The organism is Candidatus Woesearchaeota archaeon (assembly GCA_016928155.1).
GTDB lineage: Archaea > Nanobdellota > Nanobdellia > Woesearchaeales > JAFGLG01 > JAFGLG01.
The window spans coordinates 22,525-39,971 of record JAFGLG010000009.1 but is presented as its reverse complement, the minus strand read 5'-3'; the positions used below and the strand labels follow the sequence as shown (position 1 = coordinate 39,971).

The window sequence follows — 17,447 nt, the reverse complement described above, 5'->3', positions numbered from 1 at the left end:
GTTGCATCATGCAGAAAAAAGGGGCCACTATGACGAATTTTGTGCTTCTTATTGGAATGCTCTTGATTTCTGTTGTAATAATGATGGCTATACGGAATGTCATATTTGGCCAGACAAAGGATATCCAGATTGGCATCTATGAGAGCATCTTGGACACAGTCAAGAGCTCTATTGAGGGTGCCCAGACCTCTCCGATGGGCACTCAGACTGAGATAAAGCTTCCCAGGTCTGAGAAATTCACCATGACTATCGAGAACAACAGGGTGGAAGCATATTTTCCTGATGCGGATATAACTCTCAGCAGGCATTTCTTTGTTTCCAAGCTGAATGTGATACCGACTGTCATCAAGGATGCAGCCTCATTCCATATTGTTCTCAAGGACAGCAATCTTTTCATAATAGACAGGCTTGGCTGCAACACAACTGATGATGTCTGTGATCTCGGTTGCGCTGCTGAGAGGGTCTGCGATCCTGCCTGTTACAGGCCTTATGAGCGTGATGTCTGCCTTTCGAGATGTGTTGACAGGAACCTGAATAACATCATCGATGTCGGCGACATTGACGGCATCTGCGATCCTGACTGTTACAACAGTTTCAAGAATGGCTGGGTTTATGATCCTGACTGCCCTGAGTCAAATGATTCCATCTGTGATCCTGACACCCACATGATCTATGACAGCTACTGCGATAATGACTGCTTCGGACAGAATGGCGTGTGTGATCCTGACTGCGGTTTCTATGACATTGACTGTCCTTATGATGGCATCTGCCAGTCTGAAAGATTTGAGACCTGTGAGAACTCTCCTGACTGCAGGAACTGCACTTTGCTGAATGGCGCCACAGCGGCCTGCAAGCCTGACCATCCCACTGCTGATGTTTATGGATGTCTTTTAGGAAGCTTCGGCCAGAACAGCTCTGATTGCACTGATGATTATGATTGTGATTCTTTCCTGTACTGCACTCTCCCGAAATTAGGGGGCCAGGGTCATTGCTGTCCTAAAGGAACTTTTTTCAACAGTGAGAACTGCACAAGATATTTCAATGATGGTGTTGATGATTCGGATGGGAATTATGGGCCTGGTGAGAATTGCCTTAATTCCCCAAGGGATGTGCAATGTTCTGCTGGTGTCTGCTGTCCTGCTCATGAGGATTCTGATGAGCTGGGCTGCGTTTCTGATACTTCCCTTATCAGCCTGGGTGAAGGTGGGGAATGCATCTGCACTTCCCAGTGCCTGCGCCCTTATACCTGCACAGGTGATTCCTTGAATGATATGCATTGCTGTACCCAGGGCACTTACTGGGATGATAGCTCTGATTTATGTTATAATTACACATCTGACAACAGTTGCAGACAGGATATGCTCCCTTATTATTTTGAGACCTGTACAAATTCCCCTGATGACTGTGATTGTTATTATATCGAAGGTCCGGGTTATGTCTGCTGTCCTGAAGCCCAGAATCCCACTGAGATAGGGTGTGTTCCGGGGAATATCCAGCAGGCTGGTAATTGCACTTGCAATTCCCAATGTTCACTAGGATATTGCTCAAATAGCCATTGTTGTCCTTCTGACATGATATGGAATGGCACTGCATGCATAATAAGCCCTGTCTGCATCAAGCATGTTGATGGAGGCACTGCTACTGATAAGTATGATATTGTTTTCATTCCAGTTGGTTTTGGGCCTGGAGAGCTAAGCAGTTTCGCAGGAATAGTCGATAATTATTGGTATGCTGTAAGTCATGAGAACCCATTCAGCCAGATTAAAGATAATTTCAATATCTGGTATCTGAACCAGACCTATGATCTTTCGTATTTCAATTGTTCTCAGGATCCCTCTTTCAATTATTACTGGGTATGCAATGCTGGTAATCCAAGATATGAAGCCACAACCAATTGTCCAATACCCCCTGGCGATTTTGAGACTGTTGTCTTATTGCTGAATGAAGGTGATTGGAGCGGGTATCGTGAAGGTACCATCGGCTCTGTGGCAAATGACAAGATTGTCATTACTGATAATGCGAGGCGAATATTGTGTCATGAGCTAGGCCATTCCTTCAGCCTTGATGATGAGTACTTATATACGCCACCTGAGGATTATCCTTCAGGTAATAATGCATGGGATAGTCTGGGCCCTAACTGTTATGAAGGCTCTGCTTCCGATGCTCAGGCTTGGTGTGATGAGTATGGTGATTGTGAGCTTAATCTTGGCTGCCGTTTCAGTAATCTTTACAGGACCACTAAGAAGAGTCTGATGTATGAGATTGCAGGCCAGCATTTCAATGAAATAAGTGTTGAGACAATCTTGACGGAGGCAGAAGAATGGAGCTGAACAGGTTTTTTGTCTTGCTTGTATTGGTCTTGGTATTGCCCTGTGCCTATTCTCAGGAGAGGAAGGTTATGTATATCGTCTCCATTTCAGAGTCTGATTCAGGATGGCAGGCTGATAAGGTTGAGGCAGTGACCGGTTATTATTCTCCTGAGGAAGAGTCCTCATTCCGTTTCGAGCTGTTATCTTTCAAAGGTGTTGTCCTTGAAAGAGGTTTTTTCCCTGATCCTTATGGCATATCAAGGCAGTTTGTTCCTCCTGAGGATGGCGGAGCCGGCACTCCTCCTACTGAAGTGAGGGTGTCTGCAGGCATAAGGTGCCCTTATCATCCTAATGGCATGGAGCTGAAGGTCTACAATGGCCAGGATCTTCTTTTGACAGTTGATGTTTCAAGATTTGCGACATGCAATGAGGACAGCACATGTGATGCTTGGGAATCATCATGCTCAGATTGTGGGCAGGAGACTGTTTCTGTCTTGTGCGGTGATGGTGTCTGCCATGCTTCTGAATCAGCTTCTGCGTGTCCGCAGGATTGCGGCTCTTCTGCTGTCAGGCCGGATCAGGGTTCGCAGGGCCAGGGCAGTGATGTCCAGCAGGATGCTGTCCGGCAGGATAAGTACTGTGGCAATGGCATCTGTGAATCAGGCGAGAATTTCATGAACTGTCCTGAGGATTGCAGCGAGAAGTTTGAGGAGGAGAAGAGGTCGGGCATGAGGAATCTGATCATTCTCGTCATCATAATGTTGGTGCTCGGCGTGCTGGGTTTCTTCTTCTACATGAAGATAAAGGGCCAGCCTCCTCAGGGAGGTCAGGAGTATCAGCGGGCAGGCCAGCAGGGTCAGGAGTATCAGCAGTATGGCCAGTCGCAGCAGTATCCTCAGTACCCGCAATACCCACCTAAGGACGGGCAGGGTCAGGACGATCAGCAGTATTCGGGTGATCAGTATAAATAGTCTTCTTAGGTCAAGGAAGGGTATGGAGATCTGGATAAAGGTGATTTTCGCCATCCTGCTTGTCATCTTCGTCTCTTTCCTGATTGTCAGCCTTTTCGGCACCAAGGCCACCACTCTTCAGCAGGAGCAGCATTTTGATGTCTACAGCCAGACATACAGGCTTGTCATGTCCATATTCACGAATCCGCTGTGCATCGGCATCGCAAGCTTCACTGCAAATGCAAGCTCAAGTGCTGTTGTCGGCATCCTTGATGTCGGGAAGCTTGATATGCTTGACAGGATAAACCAGGATTATTGGTGTGTCGAGAATTATCAGATGATGTATTCCATCGAGGTTGTCGATATAGAGAAGGGGAAGGACTGGCTTATCGGTTTGCAGAACACTGATCCTGGGTGGGCTGAGAGGAAGCTGTCGAATTCTTTCCCTGTCGGACTGCGCTATAGCCTTGTTGATGTGAGCACAGGGGTCATGTATCTTTATGTTTATACCGGTGAGTTCCCATTCTTTTATGGAAAGATCAAGCAGGCGTGCCTTTCAGGGGATGAGGTGAGGTACAGCATCGATTTCAGGTATGACATATCCTATGACCAAGACCTGAATTGGATGTGTGTCGGGATCCCCTCTGCCGGGAATTGCTTTGCCCCTTATTTCAGCTGCCCGGTAAAGTCCTTTTCATTGTCTAAAGGTCAGCATTTGCTGCTGATGAAACATGCAGGTGATGGTCTTGAGATTATCTAGGAAAGCCCAGGGTGCGGAATATATCGGGATGGTGATTCTGATTATTCTTCTTGTGCTTTTTGTGCTCTTCAACCGTCTTGGCACTGCGTCCCAGACAGCTCTGAGGACTGAGAAGACTGTCAGGAGCTATAATTCCATATACAATCTTGTCTCCCATTCTGTTGTTCCGCGTCTCAGCGCGAATGACATACCCTTCATAGAGCTTTATTCTTTCTATACCTGTTATCACGGGGAGAATGCTGACTACGAATTCGGCTCCATACCGGCTATACAGACGATACAGAACAAGAGCGATCTTGTATTCGGCAGGGATAGGTGGAAGATGGAGCTTGACCAGGAGATCTGCATAGAGTCTGAAGCTGTGTTCCTTTCAAGGTGCCATCTCCAGGATAATATCGAATATGAGGCCATTGATTTTTCATATCCTCTCTTCTGCATGCAGGAAAGGAGGGAAGGGATGCTTTATGTGAGGATCACGCCATGAGGCCTCTCGTCTTGCTGATATCCATGGTGCTGATATCTGTAGTGCTGATACCTATGGTATTTTTCTTGGCCTGTACGCCGCCGGCCGGCCTGGATTCTTCTCTTGAGAAGGCATATGATTATCTTTCTTCAGTGCATGATCCGGATTATGTCTTCCATGACGATTATCTCAAGTATGTCTATCCGGGGGAACGCCTCAGTTGTGCACCTGGTTTCGGCGAAGGCTGTATCCTGACTTACAGGAAGCTTGATGCATATTTCGATCTTGTCATGATAAGGAATGAGAATCCGTCGAATCCCATATCAGGCCTCACTGATGAGGCCGATTCCCATCTCAGGGCTCTGCTGCCTGTGTGGAAGGATCTCAAGATATCCAATGTTATTGCTTCTGAGAGCCGGGAAGGCGTGGCCCTTGACACCTTGTGCATCCTCGGGTGTCTTTATTCTGATCCGGGTATTGCCGAGAATGTTCTTGGGTATCTCCAAGGGGATAACTGGATGGAGGATGATTATTATTCTGTCGATAAGTGGAGGAACATCGCTGATGAGTCATGGTGTATTCTTCTCCTTCAGTCGACTGGGAAAGGCCCTGTTGATGAGTTGATTGATGTAAAGATGAAGGAAGTTGATGCATTCCTGTCAGCAGATAATGACGATCTCGAGAAGGCTGGTGTCATGCTCCATCTTCTCATGATATTCAATGAGGCTGGGGGCAGTGTGTATGAGGTAGAGAGGCAGCAGCTCATTGATGATATTTTCAATTATTATTCTAATCCCTCTGTGCAGGATAACACACTGATGGTCTCGAACATGCTTGCTGTCCTGCTTGATGCCGGTGTCCCGGAAGAGGATCTTGTCCAGATGAAGGACCTGCTTGTCAGCAGGCAGGGGCGCAATGGTGTCTTCTATCCTTTTGTGGGCTCGTCTGAGGATTCAGGTCAGGCTTTCACCACGATGCGTGCTGTAATCGCTCTTGAGAAATTCAAGCTGGATTGAGGGCGGGATTGTTTTGGTTGTCGGTTTCAGATTGTCTCGTCTTCCTGGCTCTTGTATTCTGTCCACTTCTTCTTTATTTTCGGGAACAGAACGAAGTAGAATAGGGATATTGCGATGATTGCTGCCCAGAACCACCATTCCATTATCAGCCTGTTGAATGCCCATGGGTCCCCGATTATGGCTGTCTCCTTTCCGCCGAAATAGTACTTGCCGCCTTTTTTTGCTATGATCACCGGCCCTGTCGGGATGAATTCATTCGGGTCATCCAGCAGTATGATATTGTCTATGGGTATCTCAAGCATGTTTGCCAGTTGCTGTCTTGAGAACTGGCCTTCTGTCTTGTATTCGTCAAATCCCCATATGGGGATTTTCTTGCATTTCATCAGGTGCAGGTCATATTCTCTTGCTTCTGTCAGCCCGCATACATCCATATTGAAGCACATCTTGTCCTTTGAGAGCTTCAGCCTCGAGAGCGCGCCTGCCATATATGATTCGAGCTTCACTACGCATTCTTCCTGTGCAAGGGCTGTGGGCATCAGGAGTATGATCACAGCTGTTATGGCTATCAGTATTTTCATTTGCATGTTCAGCATTGTGGGGCTTTCCTTTATTATTTTTGTCCTTTCTGGATGCTTTATTGGTATTTTTTGGTGTATTGTCTGTGAATTTTTGTGTATTCCCCGGTTTTTCTGCATTAAATTTATAAAATCAGGGATGCCGTGGCATGTCATGAAGAGGGGTTTCAGGTTTTGGCTGGATTGGGTGCTTGTCTTGCTTTTTTCTTCTTTGTTGGGCAAGGGCATGTCCTATGTCCATTATTTTCTTCTGGATTCCCTCCCTTCTCTTGGGTTTGTCTCTGGTTTTGCCATTTACTCGCTCATTTTTTCATTGCTTGTCGTCATCCTTTATGTACTGGTCTCAAGGATGGGTTTCAGGAAAGCAGGTTTTGTCTCTCCACTTCCATCCCATTTCATGGATGCGATTGTCCTTTTTTCTCTTCTGTTCCCTATTGCTCTGCTGGGCAGGCTTATCATCCCGCAGTTCGATTTCGACTATTATGATTCAAGCATTGCCGGCGGTATTCTCGCTTTTTTCATAGTCATGTTATTCTTTGTTGTCAGGGAAGAGCTTACTGAGCGCTCCATGATTCAGTCAACACTTATGGCCCATTATTCCCCGATTGTTGTGTGCATCGCGGTCTCTCTGAATTTTTCCCTGTTCCATATGACCTGGCTTGGAGCCCTTGGATGGAAGAATACTCTTGCTATGGTGATATCCATAATCTTCGGCTCTTTCCTTGTGACTGTGCTGTTTGTCAGGACTTCCAGCATCCTTGCCACCTTGTTCTTCCATCTCCTGAATAATGTCATCATTGTAACCCAGATAATACTTCATGTGAAAGGCTTTCTGCTGTGGGAAATCTGTTTATGGGTCGCTTGGGCTGCATTGTTTGTGGTGTTCATGAAGAGGGGCTGGAGATGCATATCAGGGCTTATGTCCAATAATGTGTTCAGGGGCCTGGGTTTCCTTGATTATCTTATTCTTCTGTTCTTCTCTTTGGTCTGGCCGTTTCTGCTTACCTGACTTCATGATCCTATGATCCAAAATTTGGTATTATGGATTCGGTACAGCCATGCATTATCTGATTGAGTTTAAATTGTAGTTATGGTTGTAGTTATGCTTTGTCTGAATTTTTATCCGGATAAGATATTTTCAGCATTGCTGCTTGGCACGCATCCCAGGACTTATTTTTGGGTAGGTCACAGCATGCTTGGCATCATCCAGCCCTGGATTATGAAATATGCATCTTGAGGAACAGGCTTTCTGGATAGCTGGTGCCTCGATAAATAAAAACCTTTAAAAAGGCAGGTATTATTTTATATATTGATAGCTTTTTGATTATAGTAATACGATATAGTAATACCATATAAAAGACTATATAAAGGACCATATAAATTATTATATGCAGCAAATTAAATTAGTTATATAGCAAATAAGCGAAAAAAGAGGGATATCATGCGGGATTTGTCAAGAAAGGCTTCTATCTTCACTATTGTGTTTATTGTGGCTCTTGTCATTGTTGTTTTTGGTCTTGTTGCGACAAATGTTAAGAAGGGCGATTATGATATCAAGACTGATATTGTTGAGGACAAGGAGTCCATGCAGGAGTCGCAGAGAACAGCTGCAAACAGTGCAGAGGCTGCTGCTGCTTTCATGGCATCCTGCTATGGGTCGACTTATGATATCGCAGGCAATCCTGATTATCAGTTCGGTGGGATTGCAGGCAATGCAGGATACTGGATAAGGTATGCTGGTGTTTCTTCTCCAAGTTTCTATGATATGAAAAGCATTGTAGAGGAGAGGATAACCAATGAGTTCAGCCAGAGGCTCTCTGGCACTGACTATGCAGGTCAGGATATTGATTATGTGACTGTGAATGTCGAGGAGGTCTTGGCAAGCTTAGGTCAGTATGACAACGGCTTTGAGGCCTCATGGGGTATCTCTGCTGTCCAGGATTCTGATACAGTGGATGTCAACAACTGGAGGTTCTGGCGCCTTTATAGGGTGATCCATGATTGGGCTTCTGAGGACTGCTTTACCGGTTTAACCTGTCTGAAGATGCCTTTGATCAATGCAGTGGGAGGTCCCGCCACTACAGATTGTATTCTTCCTCTTTGGCAGGATGATGAGATAGTTGATAACATCTCTACATACTGTACTGCTCAGCTGCAGTCAAGGTTCCTTGATCCTGATATCCAGTGTGAATATGAGATCCTTTGCCAGAATGTCTCTTCTGGCCTGAAAAGCGACGGCAATATCAAGCCATGCCCAAGTCTTGGTCCTGTCAAAGTATATACTTGGTCTTGTGCTTCTGGCGCATGTGAGATAACAGACTCCGAGCTGATCATGTGTGAGGCAGAATGCACGACTGCAGATGGATGCACTTATATGGAGAGCGTATCGAACACCACAGCTGATGTCGGGGATTATGAGACTGATTCCTGCAATGATGGTGTTCCGAGGGGTGAGAATTCAAGTGTCTCCTGCGCGAACAACTGCTATGATGCTGATGGCAATCCCACACCCGATAATTGCGGTTCTCCAGTCACTGGCATCGATTCGGTCTGCCCGTCTGGTTCTTGCTGCACCTTTGCTCAGCATCATAACATAACTTATCAGGTTGCTGTGAGATGCACTGATTCAAGGTATGAGCAGCAGGTCGAGGAGTCAGATACTGCTCCTCTGACTTGGGAGATCCTGGTGCATGTCAATCTGAATAATGATAATGACCAGATTGTGCCTGTCTGTGATTATCCAAGGGATTGCGATGATAATCCCTGTGCGCCTATTGATGCTGATGGTGATGGTCAGATGGATGACCCGCCCAATGAGATGTGCTGTGCCTGCGGAGCAGGCGGTGGCGGTGGCGGAGGATGTGTCGGCGAGGATTGCGGTGATGATACTGGCGGTACCGGTGATCCTGGTTTAGGTATTCCCCCTGCTTGAAGATGTTTTCAGGTAAAGGAGCGACACCGCTCGCTCTTATTTTTTCTCTTGTAATAACTGTTGTAGGCATAGGTTTGGTCTTCACTCTTCTGGGGGATAGGCTTGGCGCCTCTCAGGAGATGTACTGCAAGTCCGCTTATGGTGTCAGGAAGATGATGGGCGGCTACAGCTCGATATGTGAGGATTACCTGAGTGTCTATGCTGTCGGTTCAAGATCTGCTGATCTTGTGCATTTTTCAGATGGTCGGAAAGCCAAGGTCTGGCAGTTCAGCGGTAAGGGGAATGTCTCTTTTTTCCTGCCGCAGATGTCAAAGATAAATCATGCTAATATGACCCTGTCCCTTGTCCCTCAGATGATTAATAACTTCACTGACGGCTCCACATACAAGAAGTTTGTGTTCAACGATGATAGTTATGAAGAAGATATAACCTCCCTTCCCACTTCTGCCATAGTCACTGATGCGAAATTTGAGCTTTCTGGCTCAATTTATCCTTCTTCGCTCAACATCGCTTATGTTGTCGACACCTCAAGCAGCATGTCTGATGAGTGGGTTGGCATTTGTGCTTCCCGTAACAGCATCCAGAGATCATTGCTTAATCTTGGCCTTGATTCTACTTTTCTTGTTTTTGCCATGGAGTCTAATCTTCCTAACTACTTGAGGATGAAGGATAATTCATTCCCAAAGGATTGCATAGATGATTGGATCCAGCCGGAAGAGATGCATACTGCATCTGGCATTTACGGCTCAGATCTCACGCTTCTCATTGAAGGTTCATGGAACTGTGAGTGTACTTCTAAAGTCTATTTCAATAATTTTGACAGCATCGAGGAGGCCTGGGCTCTTGGAGGCGCTGCTGTGATGAATCGTGATGTCTGGTCTGATGATTCTGCGACAAGAAGGATTGTGATCCCTGTGAGTGATTCTGATCCAACAGGTGCTGTCTGGAAGTGGGTGGGTTCGCCATGCGTTTCTGGTGTTTGCGGCACAGCCGATGAACCGAGCACTGCAGGCACCGAGGGTGATGCTGTCAATAGGCTTATTGGGGCAGCTGAAGGTAATAATAACAACGGTCTTTCTTTCAATGTCCTTCCGATTTTCGGCAATGATGTGGACAATTCTGAGCTTTTCAGGTCTGGCAGAAATGACTGTATGCCTGAATATGATGCAGATGGGAATTATTTTGCTGGTAGCAGAATATGTGACACTGGGATATATAAATGGATGGATAAGATTGCCACTGCTGAAAATGTGGGTGTGGGTTTTTTCAGCGGATTTGCTGACATCGCTAAGCTTCAGGATGATATACTTAGGCTTACTGAGATCCCTTTCCCAAGTGATATCGATTTTGAGTTCAAATGCGGATCATCGATAATCAGCGGGAGCTGGTCTGGCGAGTTGAATCTTTCCAATGGCCCATGGATCCTGATTGCTGATGATTCCAGTCTCGGGGATATAGGCGGTTCCTGCAGTGTTGAGATTTCTGCTGAGACAGGTGCTCTCGTTCTTGGCAGGATAAGGATTTGGTATCTCCAGCCTCAGTCTGGCTCAATTAAGGTTAAAGGACAACCAGAAAAAAACTTCAATCTCCACGAATCCAACAGGGCTGAGGCATTTGACCTCACCCTTGATATCCAGTCCCAGATTGATGACTGCACATCGGATCCTTGTGAGATATTCATTGAGGTTGATTCCTCTGATGATGGTTATCTCATGCTTTCCAATCTGTCCATAAGCTATACTTATTATGATATCAAGGAAGAGATATTGGACAAGGTCTTGGAGTGCTGGACCCTGTCAAATCATGGCACTGCTGTCAAGGACATGACATGCAGCGAGATAACTGTCCCTCTCATATATGAATACACTGGTACAATAAACGAGACCCATATAAGCGAGCTCATGTTAAGGAGGAATCTCTGCCATATCATTGCCAATTCTGACTTTGGCTGCGGCACAAAGGACCAGCTGACAGTAAAATCTATAAATGATGCAAGAAATATACTTATTGAGTACAGCGGCAGGAACCACCACATAACTGTTTCATGAGGTTTTGATTTCAATGATACCCGATATCGAAAAAGAGGTTTTATGTACACAGTTTCAGGCATGAGCACTAGGAAGCAGTTCAAGACACTTGAGGAGGCAGTCCTTTTCAGGGATGGCAATCCTGCAATCCAGATCTTTGAGGAGGATGCGTATGGTAATGTCAAGAAGGTCCTTGACAGGGATATAAATAAGGCGACATTGGATATCATGGCCCAGAAGAAGGCAATGGAGTCAAAGGCATCGTCAGAAGCAGGACAGGCCGAGAAGGCTCAGAAGCCAAGGTTCATGCAGGACAAGACGCAGGAGATGCAGGATCATAAGCAGGAGGAGAAGGTCTCTGGCACATTCAGGATCCTGCTTATCATCCTGATGGTTCTCATACTGCTGTATGTCGCTTATAGGATTGTCGGAAACAGTGTTATTGATGTTTTCAGGAACATCGGTGGTCTGGTGGTGATGCTGGCATGAAGAGAGATAATAAGAAGGGTGATATGTCTCTGAATTATATTTTCTTGATTTTCATCGGCACAATATCTGTTTTCATTGTTGTCGGTCTCCTCTCCAACTGGGCTTTTGGCACAAAGAAGTTCATGGAGAAGCTTCAGGGTTCTGATGATGAGACTGAGATCGATGCCCAGGTGATAGATGCTGGTGGTGATTGCACAGATGATGCCATCAAGCATGGCAAGCTTTGCTGGACTAAGTTCCAGCAGGGTCTTGTGCGCAGCAATCTATGCTATGTCCTTAAGGGTCCCTGTGATATTAATAAAAATGAAGTGGAGCAAGGCTTGGCTTCCATTGGTTTGGTGCCTGGCACTAACTTGTCTGTTTCGGGAACAAATAATGTTGATAATGTGGCGATATACATCGAAGTTGAATCTGGAAATTTCAAGTTGGTGATCGGCTGATGGAATCAGTCGAGGTTTGGATGTGGACCATCGCGGGCTTGGTGATAGGCATAATTGTGCTCACAAGCGCTTATGTGCTCCTTTCCAAGTACACCCATAATGTCGAGGTCAATGCTGTTGTCGAGAATTTCCAGCTTGTCAAGGCCTCTGCTGAGAATGTTTGCCGTGGCGGCAGGAATGCCATGGAGACAAAGGTCTATACTTTCCCTTATATCGTGAACAATATCACGACCAAGAATTCCTCGAACCAGGTCGGCGAGGGCAGGACCTTCTGCATCACGATAAAGGATGAGGGCGAGATCTGCGAGGAATTCTCCCTGTGCAATGCCACGATGCCTGTCCTTGATCTCACCAGGAAGGATTCTCTTTTCTATCTTATCCAGAAGGCTGTCGGCAGGGGCAAGAAAGCCACTGTTGAGTTCAAGGTCCAGAAGGTCGGCATTCAGGATGTGGATATAGCCTGGAAGCATGTTTATGCTGATTAGGTTGGATATAAATCAGGATATGTCTTATGATATTTCTGATATATGTCGTCGGTTCAGAGCTTCTGGAGCATCAGGCTTGGGCAGTTGTAGATATAGAGGCTTCTTGCCTTCGGTATCGGCCTGTTGGTTGCATTGCTCTTGCATTTTGAGTAGCACTGGCTTATCCCTGAAGCTATGTCTTCGCCTTCATAATAGAACACATTCGGCCTGTTCCCGGCTCTTTCGAAGAATTTCTCCCAGAAGAGCACCTTTGATTTCGGTGCAACGAATATGCCGCTGTTGGTGCTCTGCATGGTGTTCCTCGATTTCAGGAAGTCCACTGCATCCTGGAGGAGTTTGGCATAGAATTGCTTTGCTTTGATGACTGCCTGTATGAATTCCGCTTTGCTGAGCCTCAGGAGCTGTTCCCTGAAATCCCTAGGTTTTATCTTCTGTGGTTCATACTTGCCGATGAGCACTTCTGCTTTCTGGGCATCTGATATGGAGCTGAGCCATTCCTCGTCTGTCATGAAGTCTATTGCGTCGAATAGGCTGTGTTCCTTGTCCCTGAGGATGTCGAACTGCTCGTTTATGTATCTCTTGGTGAAGTCCTGCCGTATTATGTTCTTGGCTTCGACATTCCACTCCACCTTGAAGTCGACATTCAGTTTCTTCGCTTCCCTGAACCATTCCAGCGAGACATCGTCTATGTCCTTTATGATCTTGTCGAACAGGGTTATGTCTTTCCTTATCTGCATTATCAGCTGCTCGTCATTCTCTGGTGTTAGATATACCCTCAGCTCATTGAGGCTCGGTATGTGGACGAAATAGCTGTTCCTCATCACATTCTCGAGAGGGAACAGGAATGCGGTCTGGTTATCCTGGGTTATCGATGTTATCTGTAGTGTGTTCAGCTTGAATGCGAAATATCTGAGGTCCATCTGCATTGACCCGACCCTGAACCTCTCTGTTCCTGTGTTTGTGCTCCTGCTCTCTATCTCCCTGTTCTTGATCGAGTCCATGGCCATCGGCACGCTGCAGGTCAGCGTCAGGTAGTTTCCCGAAGGGAATTCCATCTTGGGTATAAGGAACTGCTTGAACAGAAGGTTTATGTCCCCCTCAATCTGCATCTCTTTGTCCTCTAGCCATTTTATTCTTTGGCTTATCTCCTTTCTTGGCGTGCCTGCATATATCTGCCTGAGGATGTTGTTGTTCTCCACGACTTCCTGTGCGAACAGTGCGCTCACATTGTTTGTTATCTCATTGTGGTTCGCTTTCGGGTCGAATTCCGTCTTTCCCAGGAATCTCTTCCTGAATGCTTTCTCGAGCCATCTGTTCTGCTCTTTGAGGTTTTTCTCAAGCTGGTCCAGCTCATTCAGTGCCACTGCAATCTGCTTTATCTCATCTTCCAAGACTCCTTTCTCCTGTGCGAGCAGCTGGTTGATCTGTTCCAGGTTCTGTCTGCCCTCTTCGATGTATCTGCCGAGGTCAGGATCCTGCTTGACCATCTCGAGGATTCCTTGGTATATCTTATCGCTTTTCTTGTTGTCTTCTATCTCAAGGCCCTCTATGCTGAAGTTAGATTTGGAGTTGGCCTGCTTGGCTGCTTCAAAGCCCTTCTCCTTCTGCACTATCCCTAGGACTGCATTGTTTAGCTTAATCAGCAGGTCGAATATCATGCTTAAGCTTTCGGTATTCCCTTCATTCACTGCCTGTCTGGCATTGTTTATCAGCTGCTCTTTTGTCTTCTCCAGGCTCTGGCTGAGCTTGCTCCCTTCTATCATGCTTTTGGTCCTTTGCTCATCAGTCTGGATGCTTTGAAGCTTTCCTTTTTCATGTTCCAGTATCTGATTTTGGACTTGGTTTATCTGTTCCAGTTTAGAATGTAGCTCTGCGTATTCCATGTATATCCCCAAAGAATTGTCTTATATAAATATTGTCAATAAGAAATAAAAAAGCTTATTGAGGCGAATTTGCCAGTATATCCCTTGCCCATGTACAGCTGTAATTGTATTTATAATACCAGTTTGCCCTGCTTGTCGGGTCAAGGCCGCAGCTTCCTTCAAAATCGTTTGCATTGCCGTCGCATGAAAGATCCACTAGCCATTGGACTCTGTTGTTATCCCAGTCTTTGAGGACATTCCTGCATGTTTCTCCGTCATAAGGCTCAGCCACTGGTGTGCTTGTCTGTCCGCAGTCATCCACAAGTATGAAACATGGGATCTTGTTCTCGCAGAAGTCATATAGCCCTTCTGATATCTTGTCATTTGCTATCTGGTTATAGTTCCAGTCAAGTGAATGGTAGGACTTGCAGAATTTCATGAGGCTTCCGATATCCTTTATATTGTCGCACATGGCCTGGCAGTCCTGGATTGCCTGTTCCTTGGCTGCTTTCTGGAAGTACTCTGTTGATGCGCCCTGCATCTTGGTGCTGCTCTTCTCTGTGAACTTGAAGAAGAGGTTGAGCACGACCAGGGAGATGATCAGCAGTAGAAATAAACCGAATATCATTTGCAGTGACTTTTCACCCTTTTTTGTCATATTACCACCGTAGATAATTATTGAATCATTATTTATTGGTAACATATTTAAGCTAGTATTTAAATTTTTTGAAAGCCCTGATTTTGGTTAAAACCTGGTTAATCATGTTTCTGGGGCTATTAAGTGCATTTTTGTGATTTTTTGCTTTTGCAGGTTTTGTCGATACATTTATATAATTTGCAGCCTTGGCTCTTGATAATTTTGATGAATAAGAATGAATAAGCCTGAAGAGATTGTCAGTTATTGCGCCTGTAAGGGAATTTCAATAAAAAGGGGAAAATAATGCCTGAATATCCTTCTTTTGACACTATAAAGGGTGATGTAGCCAATAAGCTTTCTAAATCACTACCGCAGGATAGTTCCAACATGCAGGAGACCTTCACAGGGACCTATAAGGAGTTCAGGAGGGAGAGGCTTGACGAGTTTATCCTTTCCTCTTTCTTTGAGAAGTACTGCAATTTTTCCCTGAGGTATATGAATTTTGTAAAGAAGCTGATAAATGAGAAGATGTATAATGATTTCAGGGATCAGATAAAGGTCGCGGGCCTGAATATCGAGCCTGAATCCATCATCTCTGCATCGATCCTCACCGTGCTTGTTTTCTCTGTTGCTGCTGTCCCGTTCTATGCCCTGAAATTCACAAGCTTTTCATTCTTTGTCTTTGCTTCCGGCCTTTTCATCTCTTTTGTCGTCTACACTTATGTTGATTACATGGCCGAGATCACCAAGATTGCTGCTCAGCAGGAATCCCTGCTGGCGATCCTTTATATGACCATCTATATGAGGGTCAATCCGATTCTCGAGAATGCCATGTTCTTCTCAACCCAGCATCTCAGCGGCCCTCTCGGCAGGGACCTTAAGACAGTGCTCTGGATGCTTGATATGGAGAAGATAAATTCCATTGAGGGCGGGATAAACTTTTTCGTTGGGCTGTGGATCAAGAGGAACCCGGATTTTGTCAAGTCCATGATGACTCTGTATTCTGTCCTTGCCCAGACAGACAAGGAGAACCAGACCAGGATCCTTGATAAGTCCCTGAGCACAATACTTGATGCGACCTATGAGAAGATGAAGATCTATGCATATAATCTCAAGACGCCTGTGACTGTGCTTCACACTTTCGGCATGATGCTCCCTTTGATCGGGCTTATTGCATTTCCCTTGATGAGCATATTCATGGCTGATTCCATCAATGTGACCCATCTCTTCTTCGGTTATATCGTGGTCCTGCCGATGATTCTTTTCTTTTTCACCAGAAGGCTTATCGCAAAGAGGCCGGGCGCTTTTTCATTTCCTGACCTTTCCAGGAACCCTTATGTTCCGCCTAAGGGGAAGTTCATCCTGAAGGTGAAGGATACGATTTATTATATCCCCATAAAGATGGTCGCTGTAACCACAGGCATTGTCATCATGATCCCGGGCCTTTATCATTTCATCTTCAAGACAATCCCTTCTTACCTGGAGTCCAAGGCTGCTGCTGCGCAGGGCATGACTAACGTCATTCCGGAGGGGGAGTATAAGATGATGGCCATGTTCCTCACTATTACGATTCCTGTCGGTCTAGGCATCGGGATCGCGATATATCATTACATGAAGAGCACGCAGATTCTGCAGATAAGGCAGGATATCGTAGAGATTGAGGAGGATCTGGGGGATTCCCTCTTTCAGATGAGTAACCAGTTCACTGAGGAGATACCTATTGAGCAGGCTATCGAGAATTTTGTGAACCAGTTTGAGATACTGAACATGAAGAAGAAGAAGATTTTCGATTTCTTCTTGGCAGTCAGGGATAGGATGCAGGATGAAGGCGTCACTTTTTCGCAGGCCATTTTCGACACGAAGTACGGCATAATACAGCGTTTCCCGAGTGTTCTGCTCAAGGAGGTCGCGTGGATAATTGTCGAGGGTTCTAAGAAAGGGGCTAAGGTCCTTTATAACATCCTGACAAAGATCTCCATATATCTGGATAATGTGAAGAAGGTGCGCGGTTTGATATATGATTTGCTGAATGAGACTGTCAACAGCATCAAGATGCAGGCCAAGTTCCTGGCTCCCTTCATTGCTGGTCTTGTCGGATCTCTCACCCTGATAATAGTGCAGACTCTTTACCAGATCTCAAGCCAGATAACCCAGATAATGAATGCTCTCCAGCTCAATACAGGGGGTCTTGATTCTGCTTCAGGGGATTTTTTTGGTGATTTCATCAATTTTGCGAAGATAACCCCGCCGACAATCTTTCAGGTGCTTGTCGGCATATACATGGTCGAGACTGTCATCCTCCTGTCGATCCTTGCGAATGGTGTGGAGAATGGTTTTGACAAGATATCGCGTGATGGCATGATTGCGCGCAATCTGCTGTTTGCAATAATAGTTTTTGTGATTGTGACTGTGGTGGGTGTTTTCGCCCTGAATAATCTTGTGCAGCAGGGCATATCCTCTACCGGTTTCAGTTAGGTTTCGCTCAGGTTCAGTTTGGTTTTG

The 17,447-nt window shown here is 45.7% G+C and carries 15 protein-coding genes; 12 read left to right on the top strand and 3 right to left on the bottom strand.

Translation table 11 applies throughout. From position 1 onward, the window contains the following. Positions 1–8 precede the first annotated feature (8 nt). Genes JW968_05195 through JW968_05175 form a run of 5 tightly spaced genes read left to right on the top strand, consistent with a single transcriptional unit; the run spans position 9 to position 5,498 of the window. A complete protein-coding gene (locus tag JW968_05195) occupies positions 9–2,330 on the top strand; it encodes a hypothetical protein (protein ID MBN1386339.1) in 2,322 nt (773 codons plus the stop codon). Then, positions 2,321–3,280, top strand: coding sequence for a hypothetical protein (locus tag JW968_05190; GenBank protein MBN1386338.1), 960 nt, complete (start codon positions 2,321–2,323; stop codon positions 3,278–3,280). Before JW968_05195 ends, JW968_05190 begins: the two co-directional genes overlap by 10 nt. 22 nt (positions 3,281–3,302) lie before the next feature. Beyond that, positions 3,303–4,019 carry a hypothetical protein gene (locus JW968_05185; protein MBN1386337.1) on the top strand — a complete coding sequence of 239 codons (717 nt, stop codon included), beginning with the start codon at positions 3,303–3,305 and terminating at the stop codon, positions 4,017–4,019. Beyond that, positions 4,006–4,503, top strand: a complete 498-nt coding sequence (locus JW968_05180) for a hypothetical protein (GenBank protein MBN1386336.1) — start codon at positions 4,006–4,008, stop codon at positions 4,501–4,503. The genes JW968_05185 and JW968_05180 overlap by 14 nt, the downstream gene beginning before the upstream one ends. Next, positions 4,500–5,498, top strand: coding sequence for a hypothetical protein (locus JW968_05175; protein MBN1386335.1), 999 nt, complete (start codon positions 4,500–4,502; stop codon positions 5,496–5,498). The genes JW968_05180 and JW968_05175 overlap by 4 nt, the downstream gene beginning before the upstream one ends. Positions 5,499–5,524: 26 nt before the next feature. On the opposite strand, the gene JW968_05170 is transcribed toward JW968_05175, so the two are convergent. Next, positions 5,525–6,082 carry a hypothetical protein gene (locus tag JW968_05170; GenBank protein MBN1386334.1) on the bottom strand — a complete coding sequence of 186 codons (558 nt, stop codon included), beginning with the start codon at positions 6,080–6,082 and terminating at the stop codon, positions 5,525–5,527. A 145-nt stretch (positions 6,083–6,227) separates the two neighbouring features. Between JW968_05170 and JW968_05165 the strand changes: the two genes are divergently transcribed. From JW968_05165 to JW968_05140, 6 genes are all read left to right on the top strand, one after another. Beyond that, entirely contained in the window at positions 6,228–7,082 is an 855-nt protein-coding gene (locus JW968_05165) for a CPBP family intramembrane metalloprotease (protein ID MBN1386333.1), read from the top strand. A gap of 432 nt (positions 7,083–7,514) precedes the next feature. Continuing rightward, a complete protein-coding gene (locus JW968_05160) occupies positions 7,515–9,005 on the top strand; it encodes a hypothetical protein (GenBank protein MBN1386332.1) in 1,491 nt (496 codons plus the stop codon). Continuing rightward, positions 9,002–11,053: a hypothetical protein gene (locus JW968_05155; protein ID MBN1386331.1), complete on the top strand. Its 2,052-nt coding sequence runs from the start codon at positions 9,002–9,004 to the stop codon at positions 11,051–11,053. Before JW968_05160 ends, JW968_05155 begins: the two co-directional genes overlap by 4 nt. A 42-nt stretch (positions 11,054–11,095) precedes the next feature. Further along, positions 11,096–11,521 carry a hypothetical protein gene (locus JW968_05150; protein ID MBN1386330.1) on the top strand — a complete coding sequence of 142 codons (426 nt, stop codon included), beginning with the start codon at positions 11,096–11,098 and terminating at the stop codon, positions 11,519–11,521. Then, positions 11,518–11,961 carry a hypothetical protein gene (locus JW968_05145; protein ID MBN1386329.1) on the top strand — a complete coding sequence of 148 codons (444 nt, stop codon included), beginning with the start codon at positions 11,518–11,520 and terminating at the stop codon, positions 11,959–11,961. Before JW968_05150 ends, JW968_05145 begins: the two co-directional genes overlap by 4 nt. After that, positions 11,961–12,446 carry a hypothetical protein gene (locus JW968_05140; GenBank protein ID MBN1386328.1) on the top strand — a complete coding sequence of 162 codons (486 nt, stop codon included), beginning with the start codon at positions 11,961–11,963 and terminating at the stop codon, positions 12,444–12,446. The genes JW968_05145 and JW968_05140 overlap by 1 nt, the downstream gene beginning before the upstream one ends. A gap of 53 nt (positions 12,447–12,499) precedes the next feature. On the opposite strand, the gene JW968_05135 is transcribed toward JW968_05140, so the two are convergent. Continuing rightward, positions 12,500–14,329 carry a hypothetical protein gene (locus tag JW968_05135; protein ID MBN1386327.1) on the bottom strand — a complete coding sequence of 610 codons (1,830 nt, stop codon included), beginning with the start codon at positions 14,327–14,329 and terminating at the stop codon, positions 12,500–12,502. Positions 14,330–14,384: 55 nt separating this feature from the next. Next, positions 14,385–14,936 carry a hypothetical protein gene (locus JW968_05130; GenBank protein MBN1386326.1) on the bottom strand — a complete coding sequence of 184 codons (552 nt, stop codon included), beginning with the start codon at positions 14,934–14,936 and terminating at the stop codon, positions 14,385–14,387. Positions 14,937–15,248: 312 nt separating this feature from the next. Here JW968_05130 and JW968_05125 point away from each other — a divergent pair, with 312 nt between their 5' ends. Beyond that, positions 15,249–17,420 carry a hypothetical protein gene (locus tag JW968_05125; protein ID MBN1386325.1) on the top strand — a complete coding sequence of 724 codons (2,172 nt, stop codon included), beginning with the start codon at positions 15,249–15,251 and terminating at the stop codon, positions 17,418–17,420. Positions 17,421–17,447: the final 27 nt, after the last annotated feature.